The 26,320-nt window shown below is 71.6% G+C and carries 25 protein-coding genes and 2 tRNA genes; 10 read left to right on the forward strand and 17 right to left on the reverse strand.

Going from position 1 to position 26,320, the window contains the following annotated elements; all coding sequences use genetic code 11:
* Positions 1–73: 73 nt before the first annotated feature.
* The 7 genes from ACGFRF_RS09135 to ACGFRF_RS09165 all read right to left on the reverse strand — a co-directional run bounded on the left by ACGFRF_RS09135 (position 74) and on the right by ACGFRF_RS09165 (position 6,587).
* Positions 74–1,078, reverse strand: coding sequence for a tetratricopeptide repeat protein (locus ACGFRF_RS09135; RefSeq protein WP_393737964.1), 1,005 nt, complete (start codon positions 1,076–1,078; stop codon positions 74–76).
* A gap of 100 nt (positions 1,079–1,178) precedes the next feature.
* Entirely contained in the window at positions 1,179–2,471 is a 1,293-nt protein-coding gene (locus ACGFRF_RS09140) for an HD-GYP domain-containing protein (protein ID WP_393737965.1), read from the reverse strand.
* Positions 2,468–3,772, reverse strand: a complete 1,305-nt coding sequence (locus ACGFRF_RS09145) for an HD-GYP domain-containing protein (protein WP_393737966.1) — start codon at positions 3,770–3,772, stop codon at positions 2,468–2,470. Before ACGFRF_RS09145 ends, ACGFRF_RS09140 begins: the two co-directional genes overlap by 4 nt.
* 108 nt (positions 3,773–3,880) lie before the next feature.
* On the reverse strand, positions 3,881–4,183 hold the full coding sequence (rsrA, locus tag ACGFRF_RS09150; RefSeq protein ID WP_393737967.1) for a mycothiol system anti-sigma-R factor: 303 nt from the start codon (positions 4,181–4,183) through the stop codon (positions 3,881–3,883).
* The gene (gene sigR, locus ACGFRF_RS09155; protein ID WP_393737968.1) at positions 4,180–4,875 is read right to left on the reverse strand and encodes an RNA polymerase sigma factor SigR; all 696 of its coding nucleotides are present in this window, start codon (positions 4,873–4,875) and stop codon (positions 4,180–4,182) included. Before sigR ends, rsrA begins: the two co-directional genes overlap by 4 nt.
* Positions 4,876–5,131: 256 nt before the next feature.
* Positions 5,132–5,770, reverse strand: coding sequence for an alpha/beta family hydrolase (locus tag ACGFRF_RS09160; protein WP_393737969.1), 639 nt, complete (start codon positions 5,768–5,770; stop codon positions 5,132–5,134).
* A gap of 1 nt (position 5,771) precedes the next feature.
* Positions 5,772–6,587, reverse strand: coding sequence for an SOS response-associated peptidase (locus tag ACGFRF_RS09165; protein WP_393737970.1), 816 nt, complete (start codon positions 6,585–6,587; stop codon positions 5,772–5,774).
* Positions 6,588–6,637: 50 nt separating this feature from the next.
* Here ACGFRF_RS09165 and ACGFRF_RS09170 point away from each other — a divergent pair, with 50 nt between their 5' ends.
* The 4 genes from ACGFRF_RS09170 (at position 6,638) to ACGFRF_RS09185 (ending at position 10,136) form a co-directional block, all read left to right on the forward strand.
* Positions 6,638–7,360, forward strand: coding sequence for a M50 family metallopeptidase (locus tag ACGFRF_RS09170; protein WP_393737971.1), 723 nt, complete (start codon positions 6,638–6,640; stop codon positions 7,358–7,360).
* Positions 7,361–7,388: 28 nt separating this feature from the next.
* Positions 7,389–8,705 carry a 3-phosphoshikimate 1-carboxyvinyltransferase gene (gene aroA / locus ACGFRF_RS09175; RefSeq protein WP_393737972.1) on the forward strand — a complete coding sequence of 439 codons (1,317 nt, stop codon included), beginning with the start codon at positions 7,389–7,391 and terminating at the stop codon, positions 8,703–8,705.
* Positions 8,706–8,717: 12 nt separating this feature from the next.
* Positions 8,718–9,728, forward strand: coding sequence for a ribosome small subunit-dependent GTPase A (rsgA, locus tag ACGFRF_RS09180; protein ID WP_393737973.1), 1,011 nt, complete (start codon positions 8,718–8,720; stop codon positions 9,726–9,728).
* Positions 9,729–9,812: 84 nt separating this feature from the next.
* Positions 9,813–10,136 (forward strand): DMT family transporter, encoded by a 324-nt coding sequence (locus tag ACGFRF_RS09185; RefSeq protein WP_393737974.1) that lies wholly within the window; start codon positions 9,813–9,815, stop codon positions 10,134–10,136.
* A 172-nt stretch (positions 10,137–10,308) separates the two neighbouring features.
* Here the strand turns inward: ACGFRF_RS09185 and ACGFRF_RS09190 are convergent, their stop codons facing one another.
* Entirely contained in the window at positions 10,309–10,971 is a 663-nt protein-coding gene (locus ACGFRF_RS09190; protein ID WP_393737975.1) for a TetR/AcrR family transcriptional regulator, read from the reverse strand.
* Between the two features lie 255 nt (positions 10,972–11,226).
* On the opposite strand from ACGFRF_RS09190, the gene hisN reads away from it, so the two are divergent.
* Together hisN and ACGFRF_RS09200 are read left to right on the forward strand one after the other, a co-directional pair.
* Entirely contained in the window at positions 11,227–12,027 is an 801-nt protein-coding gene (gene hisN, locus ACGFRF_RS09195) for a histidinol-phosphatase (protein ID WP_393737976.1), read from the forward strand.
* 173 nt (positions 12,028–12,200) lie between these two features.
* Positions 12,201–12,602, forward strand: coding sequence for a cyclic nucleotide-binding/CBS domain-containing protein (locus tag ACGFRF_RS09200; protein ID WP_393737977.1), 402 nt, complete (start codon positions 12,201–12,203; stop codon positions 12,600–12,602).
* 68 nt (positions 12,603–12,670) lie between these two features.
* Here the strand turns inward: ACGFRF_RS09200 and ACGFRF_RS09205 are convergent, their stop codons facing one another.
* A complete protein-coding gene (locus tag ACGFRF_RS09205; RefSeq protein WP_393737978.1) occupies positions 12,671–14,125 on the reverse strand; it encodes a catalase in 1,455 nt (484 codons plus the stop codon).
* 145 nt (positions 14,126–14,270) lie between these two features.
* On the opposite strand from ACGFRF_RS09205, the gene ACGFRF_RS09210 reads away from it, so the two are divergent.
* Positions 14,271–14,687, forward strand: a complete 417-nt coding sequence (locus tag ACGFRF_RS09210; RefSeq protein ID WP_393737979.1) for a Fur family transcriptional regulator — start codon at positions 14,271–14,273, stop codon at positions 14,685–14,687.
* Between the two features lie 115 nt (positions 14,688–14,802).
* Here the strand turns inward: ACGFRF_RS09210 and ACGFRF_RS09215 are convergent.
* From ACGFRF_RS09215 to ACGFRF_RS09230, 4 genes are all read right to left on the reverse strand, one after another.
* Positions 14,803–14,876 (reverse strand) — tRNA-Met (locus tag ACGFRF_RS09215).
* Between the two features lie 207 nt (positions 14,877–15,083).
* On the reverse strand, positions 15,084–16,904 hold the full coding sequence (locus ACGFRF_RS09220) for a tetratricopeptide repeat protein (protein ID WP_393737980.1): 1,821 nt from the start codon (positions 16,902–16,904) through the stop codon (positions 15,084–15,086).
* A gap of 205 nt (positions 16,905–17,109) precedes the next feature.
* Positions 17,110–17,183, reverse strand: a tRNA-Met gene (locus ACGFRF_RS09225).
* A gap of 41 nt (positions 17,184–17,224) precedes the next feature.
* A complete protein-coding gene (locus ACGFRF_RS09230) occupies positions 17,225–20,206 on the reverse strand; it encodes a UPF0182 family protein (RefSeq protein ID WP_393738312.1) in 2,982 nt (993 codons plus the stop codon).
* A 163-nt stretch (positions 20,207–20,369) separates the two neighbouring features.
* On the opposite strand from ACGFRF_RS09230, the gene ACGFRF_RS09235 reads away from it, so the two are divergent.
* Positions 20,370–20,912 (forward strand): PPA1309 family protein, encoded by a 543-nt coding sequence (locus ACGFRF_RS09235; protein WP_393737981.1) that lies wholly within the window; start codon positions 20,370–20,372, stop codon positions 20,910–20,912.
* A gap of 68 nt (positions 20,913–20,980) precedes the next feature.
* Here the strand turns inward: ACGFRF_RS09235 and ACGFRF_RS09240 are convergent, their stop codons facing one another.
* The 4 genes from ACGFRF_RS09240 to ACGFRF_RS09255 all read right to left on the reverse strand — a co-directional run bounded on the left by ACGFRF_RS09240 (position 20,981) and on the right by ACGFRF_RS09255 (position 24,162).
* Positions 20,981–22,078: a PDZ domain-containing protein gene (locus tag ACGFRF_RS09240; protein ID WP_393737982.1), complete on the reverse strand. Its 1,098-nt coding sequence runs from the start codon at positions 22,076–22,078 to the stop codon at positions 20,981–20,983.
* 69 nt (positions 22,079–22,147) lie between these two features.
* The gene (locus ACGFRF_RS09245; RefSeq protein ID WP_393738346.1) at positions 22,148–22,270 is read right to left on the reverse strand and encodes a hypothetical protein; all 123 of its coding nucleotides are present in this window, start codon (positions 22,268–22,270) and stop codon (positions 22,148–22,150) included.
* A gap of 205 nt (positions 22,271–22,475) precedes the next feature.
* Complete coding sequence (locus ACGFRF_RS09250) at positions 22,476–22,937, reverse strand: molybdenum cofactor biosynthesis protein MoaE (protein ID WP_393737983.1); 462 nt, start codon at positions 22,935–22,937, stop codon at positions 22,476–22,478.
* A 112-nt stretch (positions 22,938–23,049) separates the two neighbouring features.
* Complete coding sequence (locus ACGFRF_RS09255; RefSeq protein ID WP_393737984.1) at positions 23,050–24,162, reverse strand: SDR family oxidoreductase; 1,113 nt, start codon at positions 24,160–24,162, stop codon at positions 23,050–23,052.
* A gap of 192 nt (positions 24,163–24,354) precedes the next feature.
* On the opposite strand from ACGFRF_RS09255, the gene ACGFRF_RS09260 reads away from it, so the two are divergent.
* Both ACGFRF_RS09260 and ACGFRF_RS09265 read left to right on the forward strand, forming a co-directional pair.
* Positions 24,355–25,797, forward strand: a complete 1,443-nt coding sequence (locus ACGFRF_RS09260; RefSeq protein ID WP_393737985.1) for a zinc-dependent metalloprotease — start codon at positions 24,355–24,357, stop codon at positions 25,795–25,797.
* A complete protein-coding gene (locus ACGFRF_RS09265) occupies positions 25,794–26,309 on the forward strand; it encodes an NUDIX hydrolase (RefSeq protein ID WP_393737986.1) in 516 nt (171 codons plus the stop codon). The genes ACGFRF_RS09260 and ACGFRF_RS09265 overlap by 4 nt, the downstream gene beginning before the upstream one ends.
* Positions 26,310–26,320: the final 11 nt, after the last annotated feature.

Here is a 26,320-nt window from a genome sequence, read left to right on the forward strand (position 1 = left end):
GATACAGGGTACGGGGAGGTGCCCCGGAGGGGGCGGCGACCAGCCACCGCGAAGCCGCGACCGGACGCGGTCCTCAGCACACCTCTTCGAGATCCCGCCAGTCCCGGGAGTCCGGACTGTCGGCGACCCACCCGTCCAACAGCCCCCGCACGAGGGAAGCCGGCGCCGCGAGCCCGCACTCCCGCTCCGGCACCCACAGCTGTCCGTCCGTGCGATGACCGAGCGGCCCGGGATGACCTGGCTCACTGTGGTCATGCGGGTCGAGGTGCACCCCCTCACCCTCGTCGGAGGGCATACGGGACTCGCTGCACATCCGGCACAGCAGCCGCACCGACGACGACCAGTCCTCCGCGGCGAACCCCGCGTCGGCGGCCAGCTGCTCCAGCGCGTCCCGATCCGCCTCCGTGGCCGCCTCCAGCAGGACCACCCAGGTGGGGACGGGGGACGGCGCCCACAGCTCGATCTCGTCGAAGACCGGGTAGGAGTGGCCGGTGGACGTCGTGCGCTCGCCGTGCGGGACGCCGTCGTGCAGGACCACCTCGCCCCAGCGCCGCCCGGACGAGGGAAGCGGGATGGACAGCACCTCGATCCGCGCCGGGTCCAGCCTGCGGCCCCACACCACCTCGGCCTCGCCCTCCGGGGAGAGCCGTACGGCCGCGCTGCCCAGCTCCATGCCGACGGGTTCGCCGGAGACGCCGGCGCCTCCCTGGGCCTTCGACCGGGAGGTGCCGGGCACCTTCAGTCCGTACGCCTGCCAGGCGCGGCGGGCCAGCGGCCAGTCCTGCAGGGCGGTCGCGGCGATGCCGACGTTCCACCAGTCGGGGGCGCCGGTCTCCCGGTCCAGGAGGGCCACGGCGCGCAGTCCGGCCGCGCGGGCCTGCTCCCAGTCGTGCCGGAACTTGTGCAGCAGCGCGAGGTTGAACCAGGACTCCGAAAGCCAGGGCTCCAGGTCGGCGGCGCGTGTCAGCAGTTCGCCCGCGTCCTCGTACCGGCCGTCACCGATCAGCGTGAACGCGCGGTCGGTGGCCTGCCGCCAGGAGGCGGAGGGCCGGTGCCGTCCCTTGCCGAAGATCCTCACGATTCCCGCCTGCCAGTTCCATTTCCGCACAGTGGGCTGGCTTGTGCCCCCGGACACCCTCTCCCTCGCATCCAACCACGTGCGGCGGGAAAGGCGCTCATTACCCATGGGTTACCCAGCCATGGGCGGGGTCAGACAGTGCCGTGCGTCTCCCGCCGCCCTCGGCCGGCCCGCTCTCGCGCCAGCCCCGGGGCTGGGCGAGGACCCGGGCGAGCGACTCCACGACCTCGGGAGCGTAGTCCCCGGCGGTGCGTAGGCGCAGTTCCTCCAGCGCCCGCAGCGGCCCCTCGGGCCCGGCGTCCCGGGTCTTCTCCTCGTAGGCGTTCACGACGCGGACGATCCGTGCGGCGACCGGCTGCTCGGCGCAGGGGTCGGCCTGCCGCTCCACGACGACGGCGACGGCCGCGTCCACGCCGGTCTGCCGGACCACGGCCCCGCCGAGCAGGGCGATGCGCCGTTGCTCCTCGACCGGCAGGCCGGCGGTGGCGCCGGCCGGGACCGGGTCGACGAGGCTGAGCTGTCCGATGTCGTGCATGAGGGCCGCGTACTCCAGCACGGTCAGCTCGGCTCCGGTCAGGCCCAGGTCCCTGCCGACGGCGAGGCTGAGCGCGGCGACGCGGCGGGCGTGCCCGGTGGGCGTGCATCCGGCGATCTCGGTGGCACGGGCCAGGGAGGCGATGGTCTGCCGGTAGGTGGCATGGACGGCGGCGTAGCGGCGGACGGAGAGCTGGGTGAGCAGCAGGGGCAGGCAGAACAAGGGCAGCGCCCACAGTCCGGCGGCGGCGACCGCGAGCGCCATCACCGCGCCGGTCGCGCACACGGCGGAGCCGATGCCGAGCAGCCCGCGCAGTTCCTCGCGCAGCAGCGGGCCGAACGGCCAGCGGGTGCGGCAGTGGGCGAGGGCGGCGGCGAGGACGGCGTCGCACAGGGCGGTGAGGGCGAGCAGGGCGATGAGGAGCAGAGCGTAGGCGGGCCCCTCCCAGGAGGCGAACACGCCCCGGTTGTAGAGGGGTTGGAAGCAGAGGGCGGCGAAGCCGACGGTGAGGACGCGGCGGGCCAGGTGGTCGAGGGTGGGGGTGCGGCCGGACCAGATGTGCGGGACGGCGCCGAGCAGGGCGGCGATGAGGACGACGGTGACGACCTGGGCGGCGTCGTGCTCGGTGGGCCGTCCGGCGTCGGCGCCCAGCAGGGCGTACGACAGTGCTCCGGCGGCGCCGAGGGGCGCGGCCTGCCGTACCGTGGCGCCGCTCCAGCGGGTGAGTTCGCCGACGGCTATGAGCACCCCGAAGGCGAGCGCGACGCCCCGGTCCTCGAGGCCGGTCCACAGGGTGACGGCGAGGGAGCCTGCGGCGGTCAGGGCGGCGGCGCCGTGGATGAGCCGCAGGGCGGTCATCGGGGCGTCCCGGTGCTGGGGATCCGCTCCTCCGACGCCGTGTCGTGCGACGGCTCGTCGGCGGTGACCGTGGGGTGCCAGCCGTAGGCGCGCAGGGCGCGGACGAGCGCGGTGACCATGCGGGGGTCGAACTGGGCCCCGGCGCAGCGCTCCAGCTCGGTGACGGCCGCCTCGACCGGGCGGGCCCTGCGGTAGGAGCGGGTGGAGGTCATCGCGTCGAAGGCGTCCGCGACGGCGACGATGCGGGCGCACTCGGGGATCTGCGTGCCGGACAGGCCGTACGGGTAGCCGCTGCCGTCGAGGCGTTCGTGGTGGTGCAGGATCGCCGCGCGGGCCTCGCCGAGGAAGGAGATCCCGCGGACGATCTCGTGGCCGTACTCGGGGTGCAGTTCGATGATCCGCCGCTCCTTCGGGGTGAGCGGTCCGTCCTTGCGCAGCAGCCGGGTGGGGACGCCCAGCTTGCCGACGTCGTGCAGGATGCCGGCGAAGCGCAGCACTTCGACCCGTTCGTCGTCCATGCCGAGTTCGCGGGCGATCATCACGGAGGCCTGTCCGACGCGTTCGCTGTGGCCGCGCGTGTAGCCGTCCTTGATGTCGACGGCCTGGACGAGGGCGCGGATGGTGGCCTGGTGGGCGGCGCGTTCGCGGTGGTACTGGGCGAACACCCACGAGGAGACGTACATCGGCAGCAGCACCAGCAGCGCGGCGACCGGGCCGTACGGGCTGCGCCACAGCACGGCCATCATCAGCCCGGCGAGTCCGTGCACCGCCACCGGGGCGAGCGAGCGGGACAGCAGGCCGCGCCAGGCCCGGCGCAGCGGCACGCGCTCGGCGACGGCGAGGATGCCGCCGTCGAGGACGGTGAGGATCACGCAGAAGGCGAGCACGGCGGCACCCGCCGGCAGCAGCGCGTAGGGGAAGTCGCAGGCGACGACGGCGTCCCGGCCGCCGAGCGCCCGGTGCACCGCACCGGCGCCCCACACGGCGAGCGAGGGCTGCGCGGCCCGCCAGACGCGGCGTGGCAGCGCGGGCCGGTGCTCGACGGGGCAGAGCAGGGCTGCGGGCAGCGGGAGGAGCGCGGCGGCCGACGGGGGCAGCAGGAACGCTCCGGCCAGCAGCACCGGATAGAAGGTGCCACCGAAGCGACGCCGTACCGCGTGCTCGCAGGCCGCGTAGACCGCCGCGAGCAGGGCGACCACCCACCAGGGGGCGTGCGTCTGCGGCAGGGGCAGAACGCAGAGCACGGCCAGCAGGGCGACACAGGCGACGTAACCGCGTGCCCTCGCCGGTAGTGCGTCCATCGCGTCCCTCCCCCGACCAGGCCTTCCAGGCTCGGAGCCTAGGACGGGATGTCGGGGGTGCGGGGCCTATGACCTGAGGATTAGCACGTTCGGGTGATGACCCGGCGTTCAGCTCTCCGGAGCGGTGGCGCTCACGTCGTGCTCGGGCACGGTCTGCCCGGAGCGGATCAGCTGGATCCGCCCCATGACCTTGGCCCGTAGGTCGGCGGGTACGTCGTCATGACCGCAGCACCGCTTGACCAGCTTCTTCACGGCCTGCTCCAGGCCGTACTTCTCCAGGCACGGCGAGCATTCCTCGAAGTGGTGCTGGAACTTGTCGCGATCGACGTCCGGCATCTCACTGTCGAGGAACTCGTACAGGTGGTCGAGGACCTCACTGCAGTCCGTCTCGTGCGGCTCTCCGCAGCTCATGAGCCCGAGCCTTTCGCTTCGTTCGACTCTCCGGCGCCGGCCGGGACCAGTCCGCGCTCACGGGCGTAGTCCTCCAGCATGCCGCGCAGTTGACGGCGGCCCCGGTGCAGCCGGGACATCACCGTACCGATGGGTGTCCCCATGATGTCCGCGATCTCCTTGTACGCAAAGCCCTCTACGTCCGCGAGATAGACGGCGATGCGGAACTCCTCGGGGATCGCCTGCAGCGCTTCCTTCACGTCGGAGTCGGGCAGGTGGTCGAGCGCCTGCGACTCGGCGGAGCGCAGACCCGTCGACATGTGCGACTCGGCGCGCGCGAGCTGCCAGTCCTCGATCTCCTCGGCCGCGCTGCGCTGGGGCTCGCGCTGCTTCTTGCGGTACGAGTTGATGAAGGTGTTGGTGAGGATCCGGTACAGCCACGCCTTGAGGTTGGTGCCCTCGCGGAACTGGTGGAAGGACGCGTACGCCTTGGCGTACGTCTCCTGCACCAGGTCCTCGGCGTCGGCCGGGTTGCGCGTCATGCGCAGCGCGGCCGAGTACATCTGGTCGAGGAATTCGAGCGCGTCCCGCTCGAAGCGCGCACTGCGCTCCACGGTGGACTCGGAGGAAGCCTCCGCGCTCACGCCCTGGCCCTCGGGCAGCTCCGCCTGACCGTTGTCGGTCCCTGCGTCGGTCCCAGTGACCGGACCCACCTCCTCAAGATCCCGGGCGGGACCGAAACCGATCCCACTCGATTCGGAGGATAGAACACGACCCGTGCCTCCCGCCGCTCGAATAGGAGCGATCTTGGCCGCGTGCAGCACCGTCCAGTCCAGGTCGGAGCTGCGCTGGCGGCTCGGGCATACGGTCGAACCCATGCGGCGGACTTCCTCTCCTACGACGGCGGTGCCGAACCCTCAGCACTTCTGTCCGCCTCAACAGCGGGCCGCCGCACGGCATTCCCGGCAGTCACCCGAGTGACGCGATCCACTCCGCGACACCGCCGGTGATGATCTCCAGGGCCTGCTCCTGCGTGGCGTTCGCGCGCTTGGGGACGGCGAAGCCGTGATCGCCGTGGGGCACCTCGATGAGACCGAAGTCGCCCTCCGGGAACTCCTCGGGCTTCCCGAAGGGGTCGTTCCCGCCCTGCACGACCAGTGTGGGCACCCCCGCGCCCAGCAGTTCCTCGGCACGGGACTTCTCCGGCTTGCCCGGCGGGTGCAGCGGGAAGCTCAGCGCGAGCACGGCGTGCGCGCCCAGTTCGGTGGCGGTACGGCAGGCGACCCGGGCGCCGGCGCTGCGCCCGCCGGAGATCACCGGCAGGCCGGGCTTCGCGAGCGCGGGCCACACCCCGCGCCACCCGGTGTCCAGGGTCTTCGGCGCGGGCGCGACCTTCTTGCCCGCGACCCGCCACGGCTGCTCGACGAGGGCGACGGTCACCCCGTGGGCGGGAAGTGCCCGCGCGAGGGCCTGGAGGTCGCGCGCCTCGATGCCACCGCCCGCCCCGTGACTCGCGGCCAGCACCAGCCGTGCCGTCCGCGCCCGGTGCCAGGTGACGCGTGCGGTCCCGGCTTCGGTCTCGATCGTCTCGATCGTGTGGGAGATCACGCTAGAAGAGTGTGCCCTCTTCCGGTGCCTCCAACTCCTTCAGCAGCTCCGGACCGTTGTTGCGGACGTTGCTGACGGCCGTGGAGACCGGGTAGGCGCGCATCAGGCCGGCCGGGGGCGGGGCCAGCAGCTCGCGCAGGTCGTCCGGGTCGGTGCGGGAGGGGTCCAGCCACGCGTCCCAGCGGTCCGGGGTGAGCATCAGCGGCATCCGGGGGTGGATCTCGGCGAGGGAGTGCGGGCCCTCGGCGGGGGCGACGGCCAGGGGCGTCTGCTCCGCCTCCGTGGTGATCACCGAGCAGGTGACCCACCAGGCCTGCGGATGGTCGTCGGGCAGGGTCCGGTCGCGCCAGAACTCGTAGAGCCCGGCCATGGCGAACACCGAGCCGTCGGCGGGCAGCACGAAGTACGGCTGCTTGCGCGGCCGCTTCTTCTTGCCCTCGACCTCCAGGTCCCGCTCCTGCTGGCCGGTGACCCACTCGAAGTAGCCGTCGGCGGGCAGGATGCAGCGGCGGGCGGCGAAGGCGCGGCGGTAGGCGGGCTTCTCGTGGACGGTCTCCGCACGGGCGTTGATCATCCGGGCGCCGCCCTCGGGCGTCTTGGCCCAGGAGGGCACGAGGCCCCATCTGAGCCGGCGCAGCTGGCGAACCGGACCCGGTGAGTCCGCGTCTTTCAGGGGACGGTCGAGGACGGCGTAGACCTCCTTGGTCGGAGCCACGTTGTAGTCCGGCTCCAGGGTCTCCTCGGGCTCCCACTTGTCGACCTCGAAGATTCCCGCGAGATCCTCGGGCCTACGACTCGATGCATACCGTCCGCACATACGTGCCACACTGCCAGATTCCGTACGACGACAGGGAGCCACCAGCAGATATGGACAGCCTCGCCGCCCTCGCGCTGCCCGACCTCTGGGACCGGCTCACCGGCACCCAGCCCGATCCCGATCTGTGGGTGGTGCTGGCCACACTGTCCGCCGCACTCGCCGTGGTGGTCCCGCACCCGCTGTGGCGGATAGCCCGCAACGCGATCACCATCGCGCACGAGGGCGGCCACGGTCTGGTCGCCCTGCTCACCGGCCGGCAGCTCACCGGCATCCGCCTGCACTCCGACACCAGCGGGCTCACGGTCAGCCGGGGCAAGCCGTACGGCCTCGGCATGATCCTCACGGCCGCCGCGGGGTACACGGCACCCTCGCTGCTGGGCCTGGGCGGGGCCGCCCTGCTGGCCGCCGGGCGCATCACGCTGCTGCTGTGGGCGGCGACCGCCCTGCTGGTGGTGATGCTGGTGATGATCCGCAACGCGTACGGCGTGCTGACGGTCGTCCTCACGGGCGGCGCTTTCCTGCTGGTGTCCTGGCTGGCGGGACCGCAGGTGCAGGCGGCGTTCGCGTACGCGGTGGTGTGGTTCCTGCTGTCCGGCGGGGTACGGCCGCCGTTCGAGCTCCAGGCCAAGCGGTCGCGGGGAGGGGCCGGGGACTCGGACGCGGACCAGTTGTCCCGGCTGACGCACGTGCCGGCGGGCCTGTGGCTTTTCCTGTTCCACGCGGTGTCGCTGTGCTCGCTGATCGGCGGCGGGCGCTGGCTGCTGGAAGGTTGATACCGGGCCCTCCTTATACAGTGGCCCCATGGCCCCGAACACCACCCCTACCGCCCTCTGGCCCGCCCCGCACGCGAGCGGAGCCGTCGACGCGACGGTCCACGTGCCGGGGTCCAAGTCGGTCACCAACCGCGCTCTCGTCCTGGCCGCTCTGGCCTCCGAGCCCGGCTGGCTGCGCCGCCCGCTGCGCTCCCGCGACACGCTGCTGATGGCCGGTGCGCTCAGGGCCATGGGCGTGGAGATCGAGGAAGGGGTCGGCCCCGACGGCACCGGCGAGGCCTGGCGGGTGCTGCCCACGGGTCTGCGCGGTCCGGCCACGGTCGACGTCGGCAACGCCGGCACCGTCATGCGCTTCCTGCCCCCGGTGGCCGCGCTGGCCGACGGCCCGATCCGCTTCGACGGGGACCCGCGGTCGTACGAGCGCCCCCTGAACGGGGTGATCGACGCGCTGCGCGTGCTCGGCGCCCGGATCGACGACGACGGGCGGGGCGCGCTGCCGCTGACCGTGCACGGCGGCGGGGCCCTGGACGGCGGTCCGGTCTCGGTCGACGCCTCCTCGTCCTCCCAGTTCGTCTCGGCGCTGCTGCTGTCGGGGCCCCGCTTCAACCAGGGCGTCGAGGTCCGGCACACCGGCGCGACCCTGCCCTCCATGCCGCACATCCGGATGACGGTGGACATGCTGCGCGCGGTCGGCGCCCAGGTGGACACCCCGGAGTCGGGCGGCGAACCGAACGTGTGGCGGGTGACGCCGGGCGCGCTGCTCGGCCGGGACCTGACGATCGAGCCGGACCTGTCGAACGCGCAGCCGTTCCTGGCCGCGGCCCTGGTCACGGGCGGCAAGGTGCTGATCCCGGACTGGCCGGCCCGTACCACCCAGCCGGGTGACCGGCTGCGGGAGATCTTCACCGAGATGGGCGGTTCCTGCGAACTCACCGACCTGGGGCTGGTCTTCACCGGTTCGGGCGCCATCCACGGCATCGACGTCGACCTGGGCGACGTCGGCGAGCTGACCCCGGGCATCGCGGCGGTCGCCGCACTCGCCGACTCCCCCTCGACCCTGCGGGGCGTGGCCCATCTGCGGCTGCACGAGACGGACCGGCTGGCCGCGCTCACCAAGGAGATCAACGAACTCGGCGGTGACGTGACCGAGACGGCCGACGGCCTGCACATCCGCCCGCGCCCGCTGCACGGCGGCACCTTCCACACCTACGAGGACCACCGCATGGCGACCGCCGGCGCGATCATCGGCCTGGCGGTCGAGGGCGTGCGGATCGAGAACGTGGCGACGACGGCGAAGACCCTGCCGGACTTCCCCGAGCTGTGGACCGGGATGCTCGGGCAGTAGGGACGTCACACCATGCGCCGCTACGGCAAGCACACCGACGAGGACGACATCCGCAGCCGCCCCAACCGCAAGGGCAACCGGCCGCGGACAAACATCCGGCCCAAGCACGAGGACGCGGCCGAGGGCATGGTCCTCACCGTCGACCGGGGGCGGCTGACCTGCCTGGTCGAGGACCGGGTCGTCATGGCGATGAAGGCACGTGAGCTGGGCCGCAAGGCGGCCGTCGTCGGCGACCGGGTGGCCCTGGTCGGCGATCTGTCGGGCCAGAAGGACACGCTCGCGCGGATCGTGCGCATCGCGGAGCGCACGTCGGCGCTGCGGCGCACGGCCGACGACGACGATCCGTTCGAGCGGGTGGTCGTCGCCAACGCCGACCAGCTGGCGATCGTCACGGCCCTGGCCGACCCCGAGCCGCGCCCGCGGCTGATCGACCGCTGTCTCGTCGCGGCCTTCGACGGCGGCCTGGAGCCGCTGCTGGTGCTGACCAAGTCGGACCTGGCCCCGCCGGACGAACTGCTGGAGCTGTACGGCGCCCTCGACATCCCGTACGTCGTCACCAGCCGGGAGGAGCTGGAGAACGGCACCGCGGTGGCCCGGGTGCGGGAGCAGCTGGACGGCAGGGTCACGGCGTTCGTCGGGCATTCCGGCGTGGGCAAGACGACCCTGGTGAACGCACTGGTGCCGCAGGACCAGCGCCGTTCGACGGGCCATGTCAACGCCGTGACGGGACGCGGCCGGCACACCACCACCTCGGCGCTCGCGCTGCCGCTGCCGGGCGGTGCCGGCTGGGTCGTCGACACCCCGGGCGTACGGTCCTTCGGCCTGAACCACGTGGATCCGTCCCGGGTGATCCACGCCTTCCCCGACCTGGAGCCGGGTACCGAGGGCTGCCCGCGCGCGTGCAGTCACGACGAGCCGGACTGCGCGCTGGACGCGTGGGTCGAGGAAGGTCACGCGGACCCGGCGCGGCTGTACTCCCTGCGCCGGCTGCTGGCCACGCGGGAGCGCAAGGAAGGCGACTGAGCACCGCGTTGTTTGCCCGGGCGGGACTCCGGCAAGTGCATAATCGCACCGAGCCGGAGATCCGGACCAACGGGAGGACAGCACATGGCGTGGCTGCTGGTCATAGTGGCCGGATTTCTGGAGACCGGTTTCGCCGTGTGCCTGAAGCTGTCGCACGGGTTCACCCGTCTGTGGCCGACGATCGCCTTCGCCTCGTTCGCGCTCGGCAGTTTCGGCCTGCTGACCCTCTCGTTGAAGAAGCTCGACGTCGGCCCCGCCTACGCCGTGTGGACCGGGATCGGCGCGGCCGGCACCGCGATCTACGGCATGGTCTTCCTCGGTGACCTGGTGTCCACCCTGAAGATCGTCTCCATCAGCTTGGTCATCATCGGCGTGATCGGCCTGCAGTTGTCGGGCTCCGCCCACTAGGGCCGACAACCGAGTTCGCCGGCCGCCCGCTGGTGGCCTGCCCCGCCGCGGCGCCGCGCGCGGATCGCTCACCGGCTCGGGCTCCCCGCGCCCACGTACTTCGTGAGCCGCTGTTCTGCCCTTCCGGCGCGGCCCGTACGAACCCTGACCGTGCCGCCCGTCGACGGACGGGTCAGACCCCCTGCCGTGGGAGCACCGCTCGCACCAGTTCGGCCATGCCGCCCTCCCCCGGCGGCGCCGCCACGCAGGACAGGGCGAGGCGTACGACCAGTTCGCAGGAGAGGGCCAGCTCGACGGTGTCCGCCCGGGCGGCGGTGCCGGCAGGCGCGGCGGTGTCCGCCTGAGCGGCGCCCTGCCCGGCCGGCATGGCGCCGGGCCCCGTCAGTGCGCTCACCGCGCGGTCCCGCACGGCCCGCAGGAAGTCGCGGGGCGTCGGCAGCGGTCCGTCGGCCCGGCGCTGCGCGGGGACCGCGGAGGAGCACGGCACACCGGCGAGCGGCGGCTTCGGCAACCGCTCGCTCCAGGAGCCGGTGAGCAGAGCCCGTACCAGCGCGTTGTCCCGGGCGGCGGCGGCCGTCCACTCGGCGGTGGCGGTGAGCCGCTCCCCGGGTTCGGCGGAACTGGCGAGCGCCCGCTCCACGCCGGCGAGGTAGCCGTCGGCCTCTCGCCGGACCAGGGCCCGGGCCAGCCCGTCCTTGCCGCCGAACTCGTTGTACAGGGTCTGCCGGGACACCCCGGCCGCCGCGGCCACGTCGACCATCCGCACCGCGGACCACGGCCGGCGCGCGAGAGCCGTACAAGCGGCGTCCAGTAGCGATTCCCGGGCAGCAGGCATCCTCGCCTCCCTGGGGGCGGACCGACTCTGCGCCCAGATTTGACGCGCTTGTATGCACTGTCAAGGGTTCGCGGCGGTACGGGGGTGGGCTTCGGCCGTTGGGGTGATCGCCGTCGAACCGCGGGCCCACCCCGGCTGCGGGTACGTCGTGGCCGGTCGCGCGGCGCACCCCTTCGGGGCCCTCCGACACGGCGCACCCTCGTCCCGCCCGCCCCTGGTGGCCCCCGTGCCCACCCGGCAGATACCGTTCGTCACATGCCGGACTACCTCGACGACCTGCGCCTCGCCCACGTCCTCGCGGACGCCGCCGACGCCGCCACCATGGACCGCTTCAAGGCGCTCGACCTGAAGGTGGAGACGAAGCCGGACATGACCCCGGTGAGCGAAGCGGACAAGGCGGCGGAAGAACTCATCCGCGGCCAGCTCCAGCGCGCCCGCCCGAGGGACGCGGTCCTCGGCGAGGAGTACGGCGTCGAGGGCACGGGCCCCCGCCGCTGGGTGATCGACCCGATCGACGGCACCAAGAACTACGTCCGCGGCGTCCCCGTCTGGGCGACGCTGATCTCCCTGATGGAGGCTGGTGAGGGCGGCTACCGACCCGTCGTCGGCGTCGTCTCCGCCCCCGCCCTCGGCCGCCGCTGGTGGGCCGCGCAGGGCCATGGCGCCTTCACCGGCCGCAACCTGACCTCCGCGACCCGCATTCACGTCTCCCGCGTCGGCAAGCTCGCGGACGCCTCGTTCGCGTACTCCTCCCTCTCCGGCTGGGAGGAGCGGGACCGCCTCGACGGCTTCCTGGACCTGACCCGCCAGGTGTGGCGCACGCGCGCGTACGGCGACTTCTGGCCGTACATGATGGTCGCCGAGGGCTCCGTGGACATCTGCGCCGAGCCGGAGCTGTCCCTGTGGGACATGGCCGCCAACGCGATCGTCGTCACCGAGGCGGGCGGCACCTTCACCGGCCTCGACGGCCGCCCGGGCCCGCACAGCGGCAACGCCGCCGCGTCCAACGGCCTGCTGCACGACGAGCTGCTCGGGTACCTGAACCCGCGCCACTGAGCGCCCGCAGTCCTCCGCGCACTCCCTCAACTGCCGCCACGCGCCCTCTTGTTGACCCTCCCTTTACCTGGCACTCTGGGCCCACCCCCACTTGTGAACTTGTGCAGTGCCGAACAGGCGCCTCCGGCGCCGGGCCTGAACTTGCGCAGGGATTCCTAGGAGGTGGCCCCTTCATGCTCGTCCGTGACGCCATGAGCACCGTGATACTCACCCTCGGACCCGCCCATACCCTCCGCCAGGCAGCCGGCCTGATGTCCGCACGCCGCGTCGGCGCGGCCGTGGTCCTCGACCCGGACGCCGGCGGCATAGGCATCCTCACCGAACGCGACATCCTCAACTCCGTCGGCCTCGGCCAGAACCCGGACACCGAACGCACCCACGCCCACACCACCACCGACGTCGTCTTCGCCCACCCGACCTGGTCCCTCCAGGAGGCCGCCCGCGCCATGACCCACGGCGGCTTCCGGCACCTGATCGTGCTCGACGGCGGCGACGTGGCCGGCATCGTCTCGGTCCGCGACATCATCCGCTGCTGGCTCCCGGCGCCCGCACCCACGCCCGCACCCGTGCCCTGAGCATGCGAAGCGGGCCGGACCCCGGAGCACCTCGGGGTTCGGCCCGCCCAGTCGCGAAGGCGGCCGGATCAGCCGCGCAGCGCCTGCACCGCCGCCTCCAGCCGCTTGCCGAAGTCGGCGTCGGCGTTGCGGAAGTTGCCGATCGCGCGCTCGACGATGTCCTCGCGCGAGACCTGCGAGATCGCGCCCGCGAGGTTGGCGACCAGACGCTCCTTCTCGGCCTCCGACATCAGCCGGTAGAGGTTGCCCGCCTGCACGAAGTCGTCGTCCTCGGCGTGCACCGGCGTCGGGTGGTTGCCGGTGCCGGCCGTGAAGCCGTCGAACGGCTGCCACAGCGGACGGCCGGTCTGCTGCGGCCCGCCGAAGCTGTTCGGCTCGTAGTTCTTCGCACCACCGTGGCGGCCGTCGTAGAGATGGCCGTCCCGCGAGTTGGTGCGCGCCTCGGTGGCGTGCGGGCGGTTCACCGGCAGGTGGTCGGCGTTGATGCCGACGCGGTAGCGGTGCGCGTCGCCGTAGGCGAAGAGACGCCCCTGGAGCATCTTGTCGGGCGAGGGGCCGATTCCGGGCACGAAGTGCGCGGGGCTGAAGATCGACTGCTCGACCTCGGCGAAGATGTTCTGCGGGTTGCGGTTCAGCTCCAGCTTGCCGATCTCGATGACCGGGTAGTCCGCGTGCGGCCACACCTTGGTCAGGTCGAACGGGTTGAAGCGGTACGTCGCCGCGTCGGCCGCCGGCATGATCTGCACGCCCACGGTCCAGCTCGGGAACTCGCCGCGCTCGATCGCCTCGCGCAGGTCACGCTGGTGCGAGTCGGGGTCCTTGCCCGCGAGGACGTCGGCCTCCCCGGCGGTGAGGTTCTTGATCCCCTGGTCGGTCTTGAAGTGGTACTTGACCCAGAAGACCTCGCCGGCCGCGTTGTTCCACTGGTAGGTGTGCGAGCCGAAGCCGTCCATGTGGCGGTACGACGCCGGGATGCCACGGTCGCCGAACAGCCAGGTCACCTGGTGCGTGGACTCCGGCGACAGGCTCCAGAAGTCCCAGACGTTGTCCGCCTCGGTGGAACCCGTGTAGGGGTCGCGCTTCTGCGTGTGGATGAAGTCGGGGAACTTGATCGCGTCCCGGATGAAGAACACCGGGGTGTTGTTGCCGACGAGGTCGTAGTTGCCCTCCTCGGTGTAGAACTTCAGCGCGAAGCCGCGCGGGTCGCGGACGGCGTCCGCCGCGCCGAGGTTGCCGGCCACGGTCGAGAAGCGCAGGAAGACCTCGGTCTCCTTGCCGGCCTCGGAGAGGAACGCGGCGCGCGTGTACTTCGTGACATCGGCGGTCACCGTGAAGGTGCCGTAGGCACCGGCGCCGCGGGCGTGCACCACACGCTCCGGGATGCGCTCACGGTTGAAGTGGGCCAGCTTCTCCAGGAGCAGCTGGTCCTGCACGAGCACCGGGCCGCCGACGCCTGCGGTCTCGCTGTTCTGGTTGTCGGCTACCGGGGCACCGGCCTCCGTGGTGAGCGGTCCCTGCGTCACGTGCGCCTCCTGCGTCATTGCTGACTGGTCCTGTCCCATGGCCAAAGCCGTTGTCGATCCTACAATGGACTTTGTCTAAGTCAAACTCCGATCCAATCTCACACTTGTTCCCAAGCTGGTCTTGGCTGCTGTTACGCTGGTAGCTATGAGCGACCTTCTGGAACGGCTGCGTGGACGCGGATGGCGGATGACCGCGCAGCGACGCGTGGTGGCCGAGGTCCTCGACGGCGAGCACGTCCATCTGACGGCCGACGAGGTCCATGCGAGGGCTGTCGCGAAGCTGCCGGAGATCTCCCGGGCGACCGTCTACAACACGCTGGGCGAGCTGGTCTCGCTCGGCGAGGTGCTGGAAGTCACGACGGACAAGCGCGCCAAGCGGTACGACCCGAACGCGCACCGCCCGCACCACCACCTGGTCTGCGCCCGGTGCGGCTCGATCCGCGACGTGCACCCGACGGGCAACCCGCTCGCCGACCTCCCCGACTCCGAGCGCTTCGGCTTCACGGTGTCGGACGTCGAGGTGACGTATCGCGGCCTGTGCCCGAACTGCACGAGCGCGTGACCGAGGGGGCGTAAGCCCCCTTTTTTTGCGCTCACACACGGGGAAACGTGCGCTCACACACGGGGAACGACCAAGGGCCGGAATCCATCTCTGGATTCCGGCCCTCGGCCTTCAGTAGCGGGGACAGGATTTGAACCTGCGACCTCTGGGTTATGAGCCCAGCGAGCTACCGAGCTGCTCCACCCCGCGTCGGTGAACACGACACTACGCGAGAGCGGCACCGAGAAGCAAATCCGTTGGCCGCCGCCGCGGGCGGTCGCCCCGCCGGGGCGGCACGGGTGGGCACAGCGACACCCCACCGGGCACGGCGAGCCCCCCGCCCGCCCCGCACAGGCACAGGGCACCTCCCGGCCGACGGCACCTCACGAAGACGGCACCCCCCCGGTCGACGGCACCTCACGCCGACAGTTCCTCCCGCAGCGCGTCCCGCAACCGCCCCGCTCGCTCAGCCACCTCCGCCGGCCCCAGGACCACCGCCCGGTCCGCCCACTTCTGCCCCTCCGCCAGCTCGCCGCGACGCGCGTAGACCAGGGCCAGCCGCAGCGCCGCCCGACCGTGCCCGGCGTCAGCGGCCCGCGTCCACCACACGGCGGCCTCCGGCTCGCTCCCCTCGCGCGCCAGCAGCAGCCCCAGGTTGAAGGCGCCGTTGCGCGAGCCGGCCTCCGCCGCCGCCCGGTACCACCGCGCCGCCTCCACCACGTCACCCCGGGCGGCAGCCAGCATGCCCACCCGCACCTGCGCCCGCCGGTGCCCCTGGGACGCGGCCCGCTCGTACCACTCCTCGCACTCGGTCTTCTCGTGCACGACCTCCCCCAGCTCGTGCGCGGGCTCCGGCGGCCGCCGCGCGTCGAGCAGGGTGGCCAGCCGGTATGCGGCCTCCGCGCTCCCGCCACCGGCCGCGCACCGCAGGTGCCGTTCGGCCTCCTGCTCGTCGCCCTCGCGCAGCCGGGCGATCCCGACCTGCAGCGCGGCCTCGGTGTGCCCGGCGGCTGCCGCCCGCTCGTACCAGCGCAGCGCCATCTCCGCGTCCCGCGCGGTGCCCCGCCCGGCGTACAGGATGCCGAGGTTGAACGCGGCGTCCACGCTGCCGGCCTCGGCGGCCTTGGAGAACCACGGCTCCGCCCCGGTCGTGTCGCCGCCCTGGAGCAGCAGGATGGCCAGCGCGTTGGCCGCCTCGCGGTGACCGGCGTAGGCGGCCCGCCGGTACCACTGCTCGGCCTGCGCGGTCCGCCCCTGCTCGGCGCAGAGCAGCCCCAGGTTGTAGGCGCCGTTGTCGTCCCCTGCGTTCAGCGCCGCCCGGTACCAGCGCTCGGCGGTCTGCGTCTCGCCGCGCTCGGCGTGCAGGGCGCCGAGCGCGTTGGCCGCGTTGCCGTCGCCCTCCTGGGCCGCGCGCAGCCACCACACGGCCGCGCTCTCGGTGTCGCCGGCGTCCCGCAGCAGGAAGCCGAGGGCGCAGGCGGCGCGCGTCTCGCCGTCCTTGGCGGAGGTCAGGTACCAGCGCCCGGCCTCCTTCAGGTCCCCGCGCTTCTCCAGGATCGCGCCGAGGTGCAGCGCGGCCCGCCGGTGGCCGCGGGCGGCGGCCTGCCGGTACCACTGCTCGGCCTCTTCGACAGCGTTGTCGGTCCCGGTCTCGTCCTCTTGTCCGGCTCTGCGATCAAGCGCGCGCGCCAGCCGGTAGGCGGCCTCCCGGTGACCGCGCTCGGCCGCGACCCGCATCCACTGCTCGGCGCCGACGTCCCCGCGGTGCTCCAGCAGGTCGGCGAGCGCGTAGGCGCCGAGGGTGTGGCCCTGCTCGGCGGACTGGCGCAGCCAGTACTCGGCGGCCGGTTCGTCCCCGCGCTCGCGGTAGTGGCGGCCCAGCGCGTGCGCGGCGGCGGCGGAACCGGCGACGGCGGCGATCCGCCACCAGCCGGCGGCCTCCTCGGCGTAGCCGCGCTGGTGCAGGAGGACGCCCAGGTTGTTGGCGGCGGCCCGGTCACCGGCCGCGGTGGCGGCACGCAGGTGGGGTTCGGCTCCGTCGAGGTCGCCACGGCGCAGCAGCATGGCTCCGAGGACGCTCATGGCCTCGGTGTCACCGGTCTCGGCGGCCAGCCGAAGGCGCAGCTCCTCGGCGGCCTCCCCCATGTCGTCCCGTTCGTCGCGGGACGCCTCCCCACCGGAAGGCTGCACAAATCGCCCTGTCCCGTACAGAGTTGCCTTGTCCCCCATAACGTCCATCGTCGCACCACCTGCAACCTGGGTATACCCGGTATACCGCAGCCCGTGAGGTCACTTGAGCGTTTTGTCGACATGCCCACAGGGAGACAAGTCAAACACAGAAGCCCCAACTCCCCACGGCGGCGCGGCCATCCCTCCCCTCCGGACATGAGTTCGCACACCACGAAGGCCCGGATCCCTGTAGGATCCGGGCCTTCGACTGCAGTAGCGGGGACAGGATTTGAACCTGCGACCTCTGGGTTATGAGCCCAGCGAGCTACCGAACTGCTCCACCCCGCGCCGTTGCCCTGCAACCGTACCACGGCGCGGAGTGCCCTTGATCAACTTTCGGTCTTGTCGCTGCTCTTGGCCGCGTCCTTGTCCGCGCTCCGGTCCGTGTTCTTGTCGGTGCCCTTGCCGGAGTCCTTGTCGGCGGTTCCGCCGGCGTTCTTGCCGTTGCCGGCCTTGCTCTCCGCCTCCCGGGCCCGCTCGAGCGCGGCCTTGAGGTCCTTCTGTGCCTTGTCGTACGCGGTCCAGTCCGGTCCGTCCGGCTGCTTCAGGGCCTCCTGCCCCGCCTCGAAGGCCTTCTGGGCGTCGTCCAGAGCCTGTTGGACGGTCGGGTTGTTGGACGGCGGCGGGTTGGTGGTGCCGGTGTCCGGTGGTGTGGTGGTCGATCCCTTCGCGCCGAAGACCTTGTCGAGCGCCTCGCCGAGCGTGTTCTCGAACGCGGTCTTGCCTTCGTAGGTGACCAACACCTTGCGCAGCAGCGGGTACTTGAGTCCGCCACCGCGTACGTAGACCGGCTCCACATAGAGCAGTCCGCCGTCCAGTGGCACGGTCAGCAGGTTGCCGTACTCGACCTCCGAGTCACCGCCCTTGAGGAGCTTGATCGCGGCGGCGATGTCCTGTTCGGAGTTGAACTGGCTCTGGACCTGTTTGGGTCCGTCGACGGTCGTACTGGTCGGCAGCTTCAGGATTCTGATCTTGCCGTAGTCGCTGCTGCCGGCCTCGGCGTCGACCGACATGAACGCGCTCAGGTTGTACCGGCCGTTCGGGGTGAACGTCGTCGACAGCGAGAACGCCTGCTCGGTCTGGTCCGGCATCTTCATGCTGAGGTAGTACGGCGGCACCGCGTTGCCCGACTTGTTGGTCGGGTCGTCCGGCACCTGCCAGACCTCGCTGCCGGTGAGGAACGTCTGCGCGTCCGTCACGTGGTAGCGGGTGAGCAGCTCGCGCTGGACCTTGAACAGGTCCTGCGGGTAGCGCAGATGGTCCAGCAGGTCCGCGGAGATGGCGCCCTTCGGCTTCACCGTGCCGGGGAAGGCCTTCATCCAGGTCTTCAGCACCGGGTCCTGGGTGTCCCACTGGTAGAGCTTGACGTCACCGCTGTAGGCGTCGACGGTCGCCTTCACCGAGTTGCGGATGTAGTTGACCTGGTTCTGCTGGGCCACCACCGCGCGCGAGTTGTTCGTCGCGGTCAGCGAGTCGGCCGTCGTGTCACCGAGAGTCGTACGGGAGGCGTACGGATAGCCGTTGGTGGTGGTGTACGCGTCGACGATCCACTGGATGCGGTGGTTCACGACCGCCGGGTAGGCGTCACCGTCGATGGTCAGCCAGGGGGCGACCGCCTCGACCCGCTCCTTGGGCGTGCGGTTGTACAGGATGCGCGAGCCCTTGCCGATCGCGCCCGAGTACAGGATCTGCGGCTCGTTGAACGCCACCGCGTACGCCGCCCGGTTGATCGGGTTGTCGAGGTTGACCCCGCTCTTGCCCGGGTAGCTGGTGGTCTTCTCACCGTTGTCGTCGGAGTAGTCGATCTCCTTCTGGGGACCGCCGACGATGGAGTAGGTGGTGGTCTTCTCGCCGTAGTAGATCCGCTGCTGGTACGTGCCGAGGTCACCCCGCGAGGGCAGGTCGTACTCGGTGAAGACCGGCTCGCCGTTGGCGTTGGCCTCGGTGCCCTTGGCGGCGACCGCGCCGTAGCCGTGCGTGTAGCGGAAGTGGTCGTTGATCCAGTTGTTCTTCGGGATGCCGTCCAGGTTCAGCTCGCGCAGGCCGATGACCGTGTCCTGGTCCTTGCCGTCCTTGGTGGAGTACCGGTCGACGTCGAGGTTGGTCGGGAACCCGTAGTAGTTCTTCATCTGCTGAAGCTGCTGGAACGTCGGCGAGACGATGTTCGGGTCCATGATGCGGATGCTGGCCGCGTCGTTGGCGTCGTTGCGGAGCTTGGTCTTGTCCGAGGTGGTGGACTTGCCCGCGTACTCGGTGACCTGCGCGTCGCCGATGCCGTACGCCTCGCGGGTCGCCTTGAGGTTCTTCTGGACGTACGGCGCTTCCTTGGCCTGCTCGTTGGGCTGGACCTGGAACTTCTGCACGATCGCCGGGTACAGGCCGCCGATCAGGATCGCCGAGAGGACCATCAGGCCGAAGCCGATGACCGGCAGCTGCCAGGTGCGCCGCCACAGGGTGGCGAAGAAGAGCAGCGCGCAGATGACCGCGATGCAGAACAGGATCGTCTTGGCCGGCAGATAGGCGTTGGCGTCGACGTAGCGCAGGCCGGTCCAGTTGTCGGTCGCCTTGAAGTCGCTGGACTTGACGGCGAGGCCGTACCGGTCCAGCCAGTAGGCGACCGCCTTGAGGGCGACGAAGATGCCGAGCAGCACCGACAGGTGCCCGGTCGCGGCGGCCGTGGCCCGGGCGCCCGGACTGGTCACGCGCAGCCCGCCGTACAGGTAGTGGGTGAGCGCGGCGGCGATCAGGCACAGGATGGCGGCGGCGAAGCCGAAGCCGAGCAGGAACCGGTACCAGGGCAGATCGAAGGCGTAGAAGGAGATGTCGAGGTGGAACTGCGGGTCCTTCTGGTGGAAGGGCACGCCGTTGACCCACATCAGCCAGGTCCGCCACTGGCTCGACGCCGAGGCGCCGGCGATGAGGCCGACGAGTGCGGTCACCGCGAGCAGCAGCCACTTCTTGTACGGCGCGATGCCCATCCGGTACCGGTCCAGGCTCTGCTGCTCCATGGACATGGCGCTCAGCGGGGGCCGCAGCCGGTGCGCGAGCCAGATGTTGACGCCGACCGCCACCGCCATCAGCAGGCCGAAGACGAAGAACAGCCCGATCTTGGTCCACAGGGTGGTGGTGAACACGGACGAGTAGTGCACCGACCGGTACCACAGCCAGTCCGTCCAGAAGCCCGCGAACATGGTGAACACCATGCCGAGGACGGCCAGGACGCCCAGTGTCATGAGCAGGGTCCGGACGCGCCGGGACGGGCGGCCTGCTCTGATCCGTGGCCCCGACGGGCCTCCGCCGCGGTCCGGCATCTGGAAAGCCAAGGTGCGCACCTCGAAGTCGCTGTCGATCCGTCAGGCCCTCGTGTTCGCGGGCCCGCCGTGGCCCCCCGTGTTCGCGGGCCCACACCTATGCAACTTACTCACGGTTTACTCGGTTCCCGATTCCGGCCGGGAACGAGGCAGGATTGTGACCATGTCCAACACTCCCATGGCAGCGAGCCCGCTCACCCGGGCCGTACTCGAGATCGACGAGTACGCCTCCGGCCTCGGCTGGGACCAGCCCGCTCGCCTCTTCGCCCTTGTCGACACCGCACGGCTGCGGGTCCAGGAACCCTCGCTCGCGGCCCAGCTGGGCCTCGAGGACGAGTCCGAGACCACCGGTCTCACCCCGATCGAGCAGGACGAGATCCCGTCCGGCAAGCCGCTGGACGAGTTCCTCGGCACCATCGCCTGGCCCGACGCGGTGGTCGGCTGCGCGCTGACGGTGGAGCGCCTGATGCTGCCGCCGTCGGCCGAGGCGCAGGTCCCGCAGAACCTGAGCGAGGACAAGCTGGCCCAGTGGGTGGCCGAGCACCCCGAGCGCCAGGAGGTTCGCATGACGGTCGCGGTGCTGCGCGACGGCAGCCGTGAGTCGGCGCTGCGGCTGCGCGAGAAGGACTCCCCGACGGAGGTACTGACCGGCCCGGACCTGGTGCCGGGCCTCGCGGAGGCCCTGTCCGCGACGTTCGCGGACTGACGTCCCGGCGGTACGGCGATGGGGGCGCCCCAGACCTGCGGGGCGCCCCCAGCCGTGTCACCGCCCGTTCAGCCCTTGGTGGTGCACTTCGGCAGCTTTGCCGTGTCCCCGCCGCGGATGTCCTTCAGCGCGTCGAGCGCGTCCCCGATCGTCTTGACCTTGACGAGGGTGAGGCCGCTCGGGGTGTCCTGGGCGGCCGCCGCGCAGTTGTCGGCCGGCGTCAGGAAGTACCGGGCGCCCTTGTTGCGCGCGCCGACGGTCTTCATCTGGACGCCGCCGATCGGCCCGACGGTGCCGTTGTCGTCGATGGTTCCGGTGCCGGCGACGAACGTGCCGCCGGTGAGGTCGCCCGGGGTGAGCTTGTCGTAGATCCCGAGGGCGAACATCAGACCGGCGCTGGGGCCGCCGACGTCGGCGAGCTTGATGTCGATGGTGAACGGGAAGGTGTGGTCGGTCCCGGCGGAGATCCCGACGATGGCACGCTTGGCGCCGCTGTCGTCGGAGGTCGTGGTCGTGATCGTCACGTCCTGCGTCCTGGTCGCCGTCTTGTTCGCCTTCTCGGCGGCGGCCTGCTCCTTGGCGGGGACGACGGTGAAGACGACGTCCTGTCCCGGCTTGTGCTTGGTCACCAGCTTGGCGACGTCGGCCGGCTGCTTGACCGCCGTGCCGTCCACGGCCTTGATCACGTCACCGGCGTGCAGCTTGCCCTCGGCCGGGGAGGCCTTGACGACGGTGGAGACGATCACCCAGGACTTCACCGGGATGCCCAGCTTCTTCAGGGCGGCGACCTTGGCGCTCTCCTGGGACTGGCTGAACTCCTCGGCGTTCTCCTGGGTGGACTGCTCCTCCGTCTTGCCGTCCGGGTAGAGGGTGTCGTGCGGGACGATCTTGCTGTCGTGCGCCAGCCAGCCGTAGACGGCCTCCACCAGGTTCATCCGGAAGTCCGCGCTGGTCACCCGGACGGTCGTCATGTTCAGGTGACCGTCCGCCGGGTAGGTCTTGTGCCCGGAGATCTGCAGCACCGGCTCGCCGTCGTGCTCCCCCAGCGTGTTCACGGTCGGGCCGGGAGACATCTCCGAGTACGGCACGGGGATGAGCACTCCCGCGCACAGGAGCGCGATCAGCATCAGGGTGGAGGCGAGCATCGTCGCGGTGCGGCGTGGCATGCCACGACCCTACGGGACACCGCTGTCAGCACACCGTCAGGGCACCCACGTCACGCGCCCTGCGCACCCTCAGTCGGACTTCTCCATGGCCGCGCGGAAGCGGGCGTACCCGTCCAGCTCGGGACCGTCACTGCGCACCTTGCGGGTCCGATTGGCCCAACTGCCCCACAGCCCGGCAGCAATCGCAGCCACGAGCGGAATCAGCAACCAGGCAAGCGCCGCCATGCCGACCTCCCAACCCCATGAGCGTCCGCAACTGACTGATCAGCAGATTAACCATCCGCACTGACAACGCTCACGTGAGGGTGCCGGTTACGCAACCCGAGGGGTCCGTGCGCCGAACGGGACAGGAGTCTTCAGGCGCCCGACCGGCCCGGGGGGCCCGCCGACCGGGGAGTCAGCAGGCGCCGACCCACTCCTCCGTACCGTCGGAGAACTTCTGGTGCTTCCAGATGGGCACTTCGTGCTTGAGGTCGTCGATCAGCTTGCGGCAGGCGTCGAAGGCCTCCGCCCGGTGCGGACAGGCGACGGCCACGACGACGGCGAGGTCCCCGACCCGCAGGTCCCCCACCCGGTGGACGGCGGCCAGCGCGCGCACCGGGTGGTCCGCGACGACCTTCTCGGCGATCCGCCGCATCTCGGCCTCGGCACTCGGATGGCAGGAATACCCGAGCGCGTCCACGTCGGCGCCCCCGTCGTGGTTCCGCACGGTCCCCACGAACAGCGCGATGCCCCCGGCCGCCTCGTCCCCGACGGCCTGGAACACCTCGTCCACGGAGAGCGCGGTCTCCCGGATGCCGATCAGCTTGATGGGATCCTGAGCCGCCTGCTCACCGGGGTGCTCGTTCGTGTGTGCCATGTCCCCCATCCTGCCGCACGCCTCCGGCATCCCGGAATACGACGTTCGCCAGTCCCGCGCGCGGGCCCGTTCGGAGTCTTCTACAGATACTTTCCGACGTGGCCCTCGCGCCTCACACGCGCCGCCGCGCCTTCCGGGCCCGCCGTACGACGGCCGCCGCGCCCAGCAGGGCCACCGTCGCCCCCGCCGCTCCCGCGGCCGTCGCGTCCTTGCGGCCGAGCCGCCGCCCGGCGACCGTGTGCCGCCCGGAGACCTCCTCCAGCAGCTCCGCGAGCACTTCCTCGTTGGTCCACTTCGGCCGCCACCCGGCGTCGTGCAGCCGGCTCCCGCTGACCACCCAGGGGTACATGGTGTAGGCCAGATCGCCCGCCGGAGAGGGCGTGAGCCCGATCCGGTGCAGCCGCGCCGCCGCGCCGAGGGCGACCGCGGACGGCAGCTCCATCCGCCGGATACCGCTCAGCTCCTCGACCTCCTCCTGCTCCAGCCACCCGTCGCAGCCGACGGCCAGTTCCCCGTCGACCTTCTCCAGGACGGCGTACTCCAGCGCACCGCAGAGATCCTCCACGTGGCAGAACTGCCACGCGGGCCGTGACCCGGCCACCACCAGCAGCCGGGGCGACTCGAAGTAGCGGGTCAGCGCGGTGTCCGTGCCCCCGACCAGGACGGCCGGCCGCACGACGGTGACGTTCAGCCCCGGGTGCGCCCGAGGAGCCCGCCGCGCCAGCCGCTCGATCTCCAGCAGGTCCCCCACGCCGGTGGCCTCGGCCGTCGCGCGCAGCTCGGCGTCCTCGGAGAGGGGCAGCTCGTTGTCCGGCAGCGCCCCGTAGACCATCGCGGAGGTGCACAGCACCACCCGGTGCACCCCGGCCGCCGCGGCGGCCGTCAGCACGGTCTGCGTCCCCCGGACGTTGTAAGCGGTGCGAGCCGCCGGATCGGTCTCCAGGTCGAGGTCGAGGGCGAGGTGCACGACCACGTCCGCGCCCCGCAGCTTGTCCGCGATCGCCGGGTCGCGTACGTCGAGGATGTGCCACTGGGCGTCGGCGCACTCCCCGCGCCGCTCGTCGATGGCGACGACCTGCTTGATCTCCTCGGAGGCGGCGAGCCGCTCGGTGAGCAGGGCGCCGACCCCGGTGGCGGCGCCGGTGACCGCGACGACGGGCCCGCGCACGGCGGGAGGGGTTGAGAGGTTTCGCGCTGCGCGAACCTGTGGATCTGGGGAACTCACCGGGCGTCTCCAGAGGTTGTCTTCAGTACGAGCGCGAGTGACGCGTGCGTACCAGGTGCATCCATCCTGCCGCAGGCTTTCCGTGGGCGAAGCACCGAGGCCCGATCGGGTCCGGGTGTCTACGCTGGGTGGTGACGTCGGGCAGCCGCGCCGCCGGGAGAGAACCGGTGGCCTTACCAGCCGAGGAATCCCGTGAGTGACACCCCATTCGGATTCGGCCTTCCGCCGGAGGAGCCGGAAGACGGCGACGAGGGCAAGAAGAAGGACCAGCAGAGCGGCGGTGGGCAGGGACCGGCCAATCCGTTCGGTTTCGGTGGCCTGCCCGGAGCCGGAGGCTTTGGCGGCCCCGGGGCCGACAATCCGCTCGCAGCCATGTTCGGTTCCCTGAACCCCACCGACCTGGGCGCCGCGTTCCAGCAACTGGGCCAGATGCTCTCCTACGAGGGTGGCCCGGTGAACTGGGACATGGCCAAGCAGATCGCCCGCCAGACGGTCGCCCAGGGCGCTCCGGACGGCACGAAGGACGCCAGTGTGGGCCCGGCCGAGCGCAAGGCGGTCGAGGAGGCCGTCCGCCTGGCCGACCTGTGGCTGGACGATGCGACGTCCCTGCCGTCGGGCTCCGCCTCGGCGGTCGCCTGGTCCCGCGCGGAGTGGGTCGAGGCGACCCTGCCCGCGTGGCAGGAGCTGGTCGACCCGGTCGCCGAGCGGGTCGGCGCGGCCATGGGCGATGTCCTGCCGGAGGAGATGCAGGCCATGGCGGGCCCGCTGATCGGCATGATGCGCTCGATGGGCGGCGCGATGTTCGGCACGCAGATCGGGCAGGCCGTCGGTGTGCTCGCGGGCGAGGTCGTCGGCTCCACCGACATCGGCCTGCCGCTGGGCCCGGCCCGCAAGGCCGCGCTGCTGCCGGCCAACGTCGAGACCTTCGGCAAGGACCTCGGTGTCCCCCAGGAGGAGGTGCGGCTCTACCTGGCCCTGCGCGAGGCCGCGCACCAGCGCCTGTTCGCGCACGTGCCGTGGCTGCGCTCGCACCTGTTCGGCGCGGTCGACGGCTACGCGCGCGGGATCAAGGTCGACACGGCCAAGCTCGAGGACGTGGTCGGCCAGTTCGACCCGCAGAACCCGGAGCAGCTGCAGGACGCCCTGCAGCAGGGCATGTTCCAGCCGGAGGACACGCCCGAGCAGAAGGCCGCGCTGGCCCGTCTGGAGACCGCTCTGGCCCTTGTCGAGGGCTGGGTGGACGCGGTGGTCCACGCGGCCGCGAAGCCGCGCCTGTCGTCGGCCGACGCGCTGCGCGAGACCCTGCGCCGTCGCCGCGCGACCGGCGGCCCGGCGGAGCAGACGTTCGCCACGCTGATCGGCCTGGAGCTGCGCCCGCGCCGGCTGCGCGACGCCTCCCGCCTGTGGGCCTCGCTCACGGACGCCCGCGGGGTCGACGGCCGGGACGCCCTGTGGCACCACCCGGACATGCTGCCGACCGCGACCGACCTGGACGACCCGGACGGTTTCGTCCACCGCGAGCAGCTGGACTTCTCCGAGCTGGACAAGATGCTCGGCGAGGCCGCGGGTGGCGCGCAGGGCAAGCCCGACCTGCGCAAGAAGGACGACGAGGCCGAGGGCGACGACACCGAGTGAGCCTGTACGACGACGCGGTCCTCGTCCTGAAGGAGTACGAGGACCAGGAAGAACTGCGCCAGACCTACCTGGACCACCTGGCGGCCCACCCGGACGGCATGTGGAAGGCCTGTAAGAACGGCCACCTCACGGCGAGCGCGCTGGTCATCGACCCGGCGCACGGGCGGGTGCTGCTGACCCTCCACAAGAAGATGCGGATGTGGCTGCAGATGGGCGGCCACTGCGAGCCGACCGACGTCACTCTGGCGGGGGCCGCCCTGCGCGAGGCGACGGAGGAGTCGGGCATCGCGGGGCTGACCCTGCTGCCCGGGGGCCCGGTGCGCCTGGACCGCCATCACACGCCCTGCGCCTGGCACCTCGACGTCCAGTACGCGGCGCTCGCTCCGGCCGGTGCCGTCGAGGCGATCAGCGACGAGTCCCTCGACCTGCGCTGGTTCGCCTACGACGAGGTGGCGGACGTGGCCGACGCGTCCGTGGTACGCCTGCTCGACGCGACGCGCACCCGACTCTGAGCGTGTAAGGG

This window comes from Streptomyces sp. NPDC048521 (genome assembly GCF_043199855.1).
Taxonomy (GTDB): Bacteria; Actinomycetota; Actinomycetes; order Streptomycetales; family Streptomycetaceae; genus Streptomyces.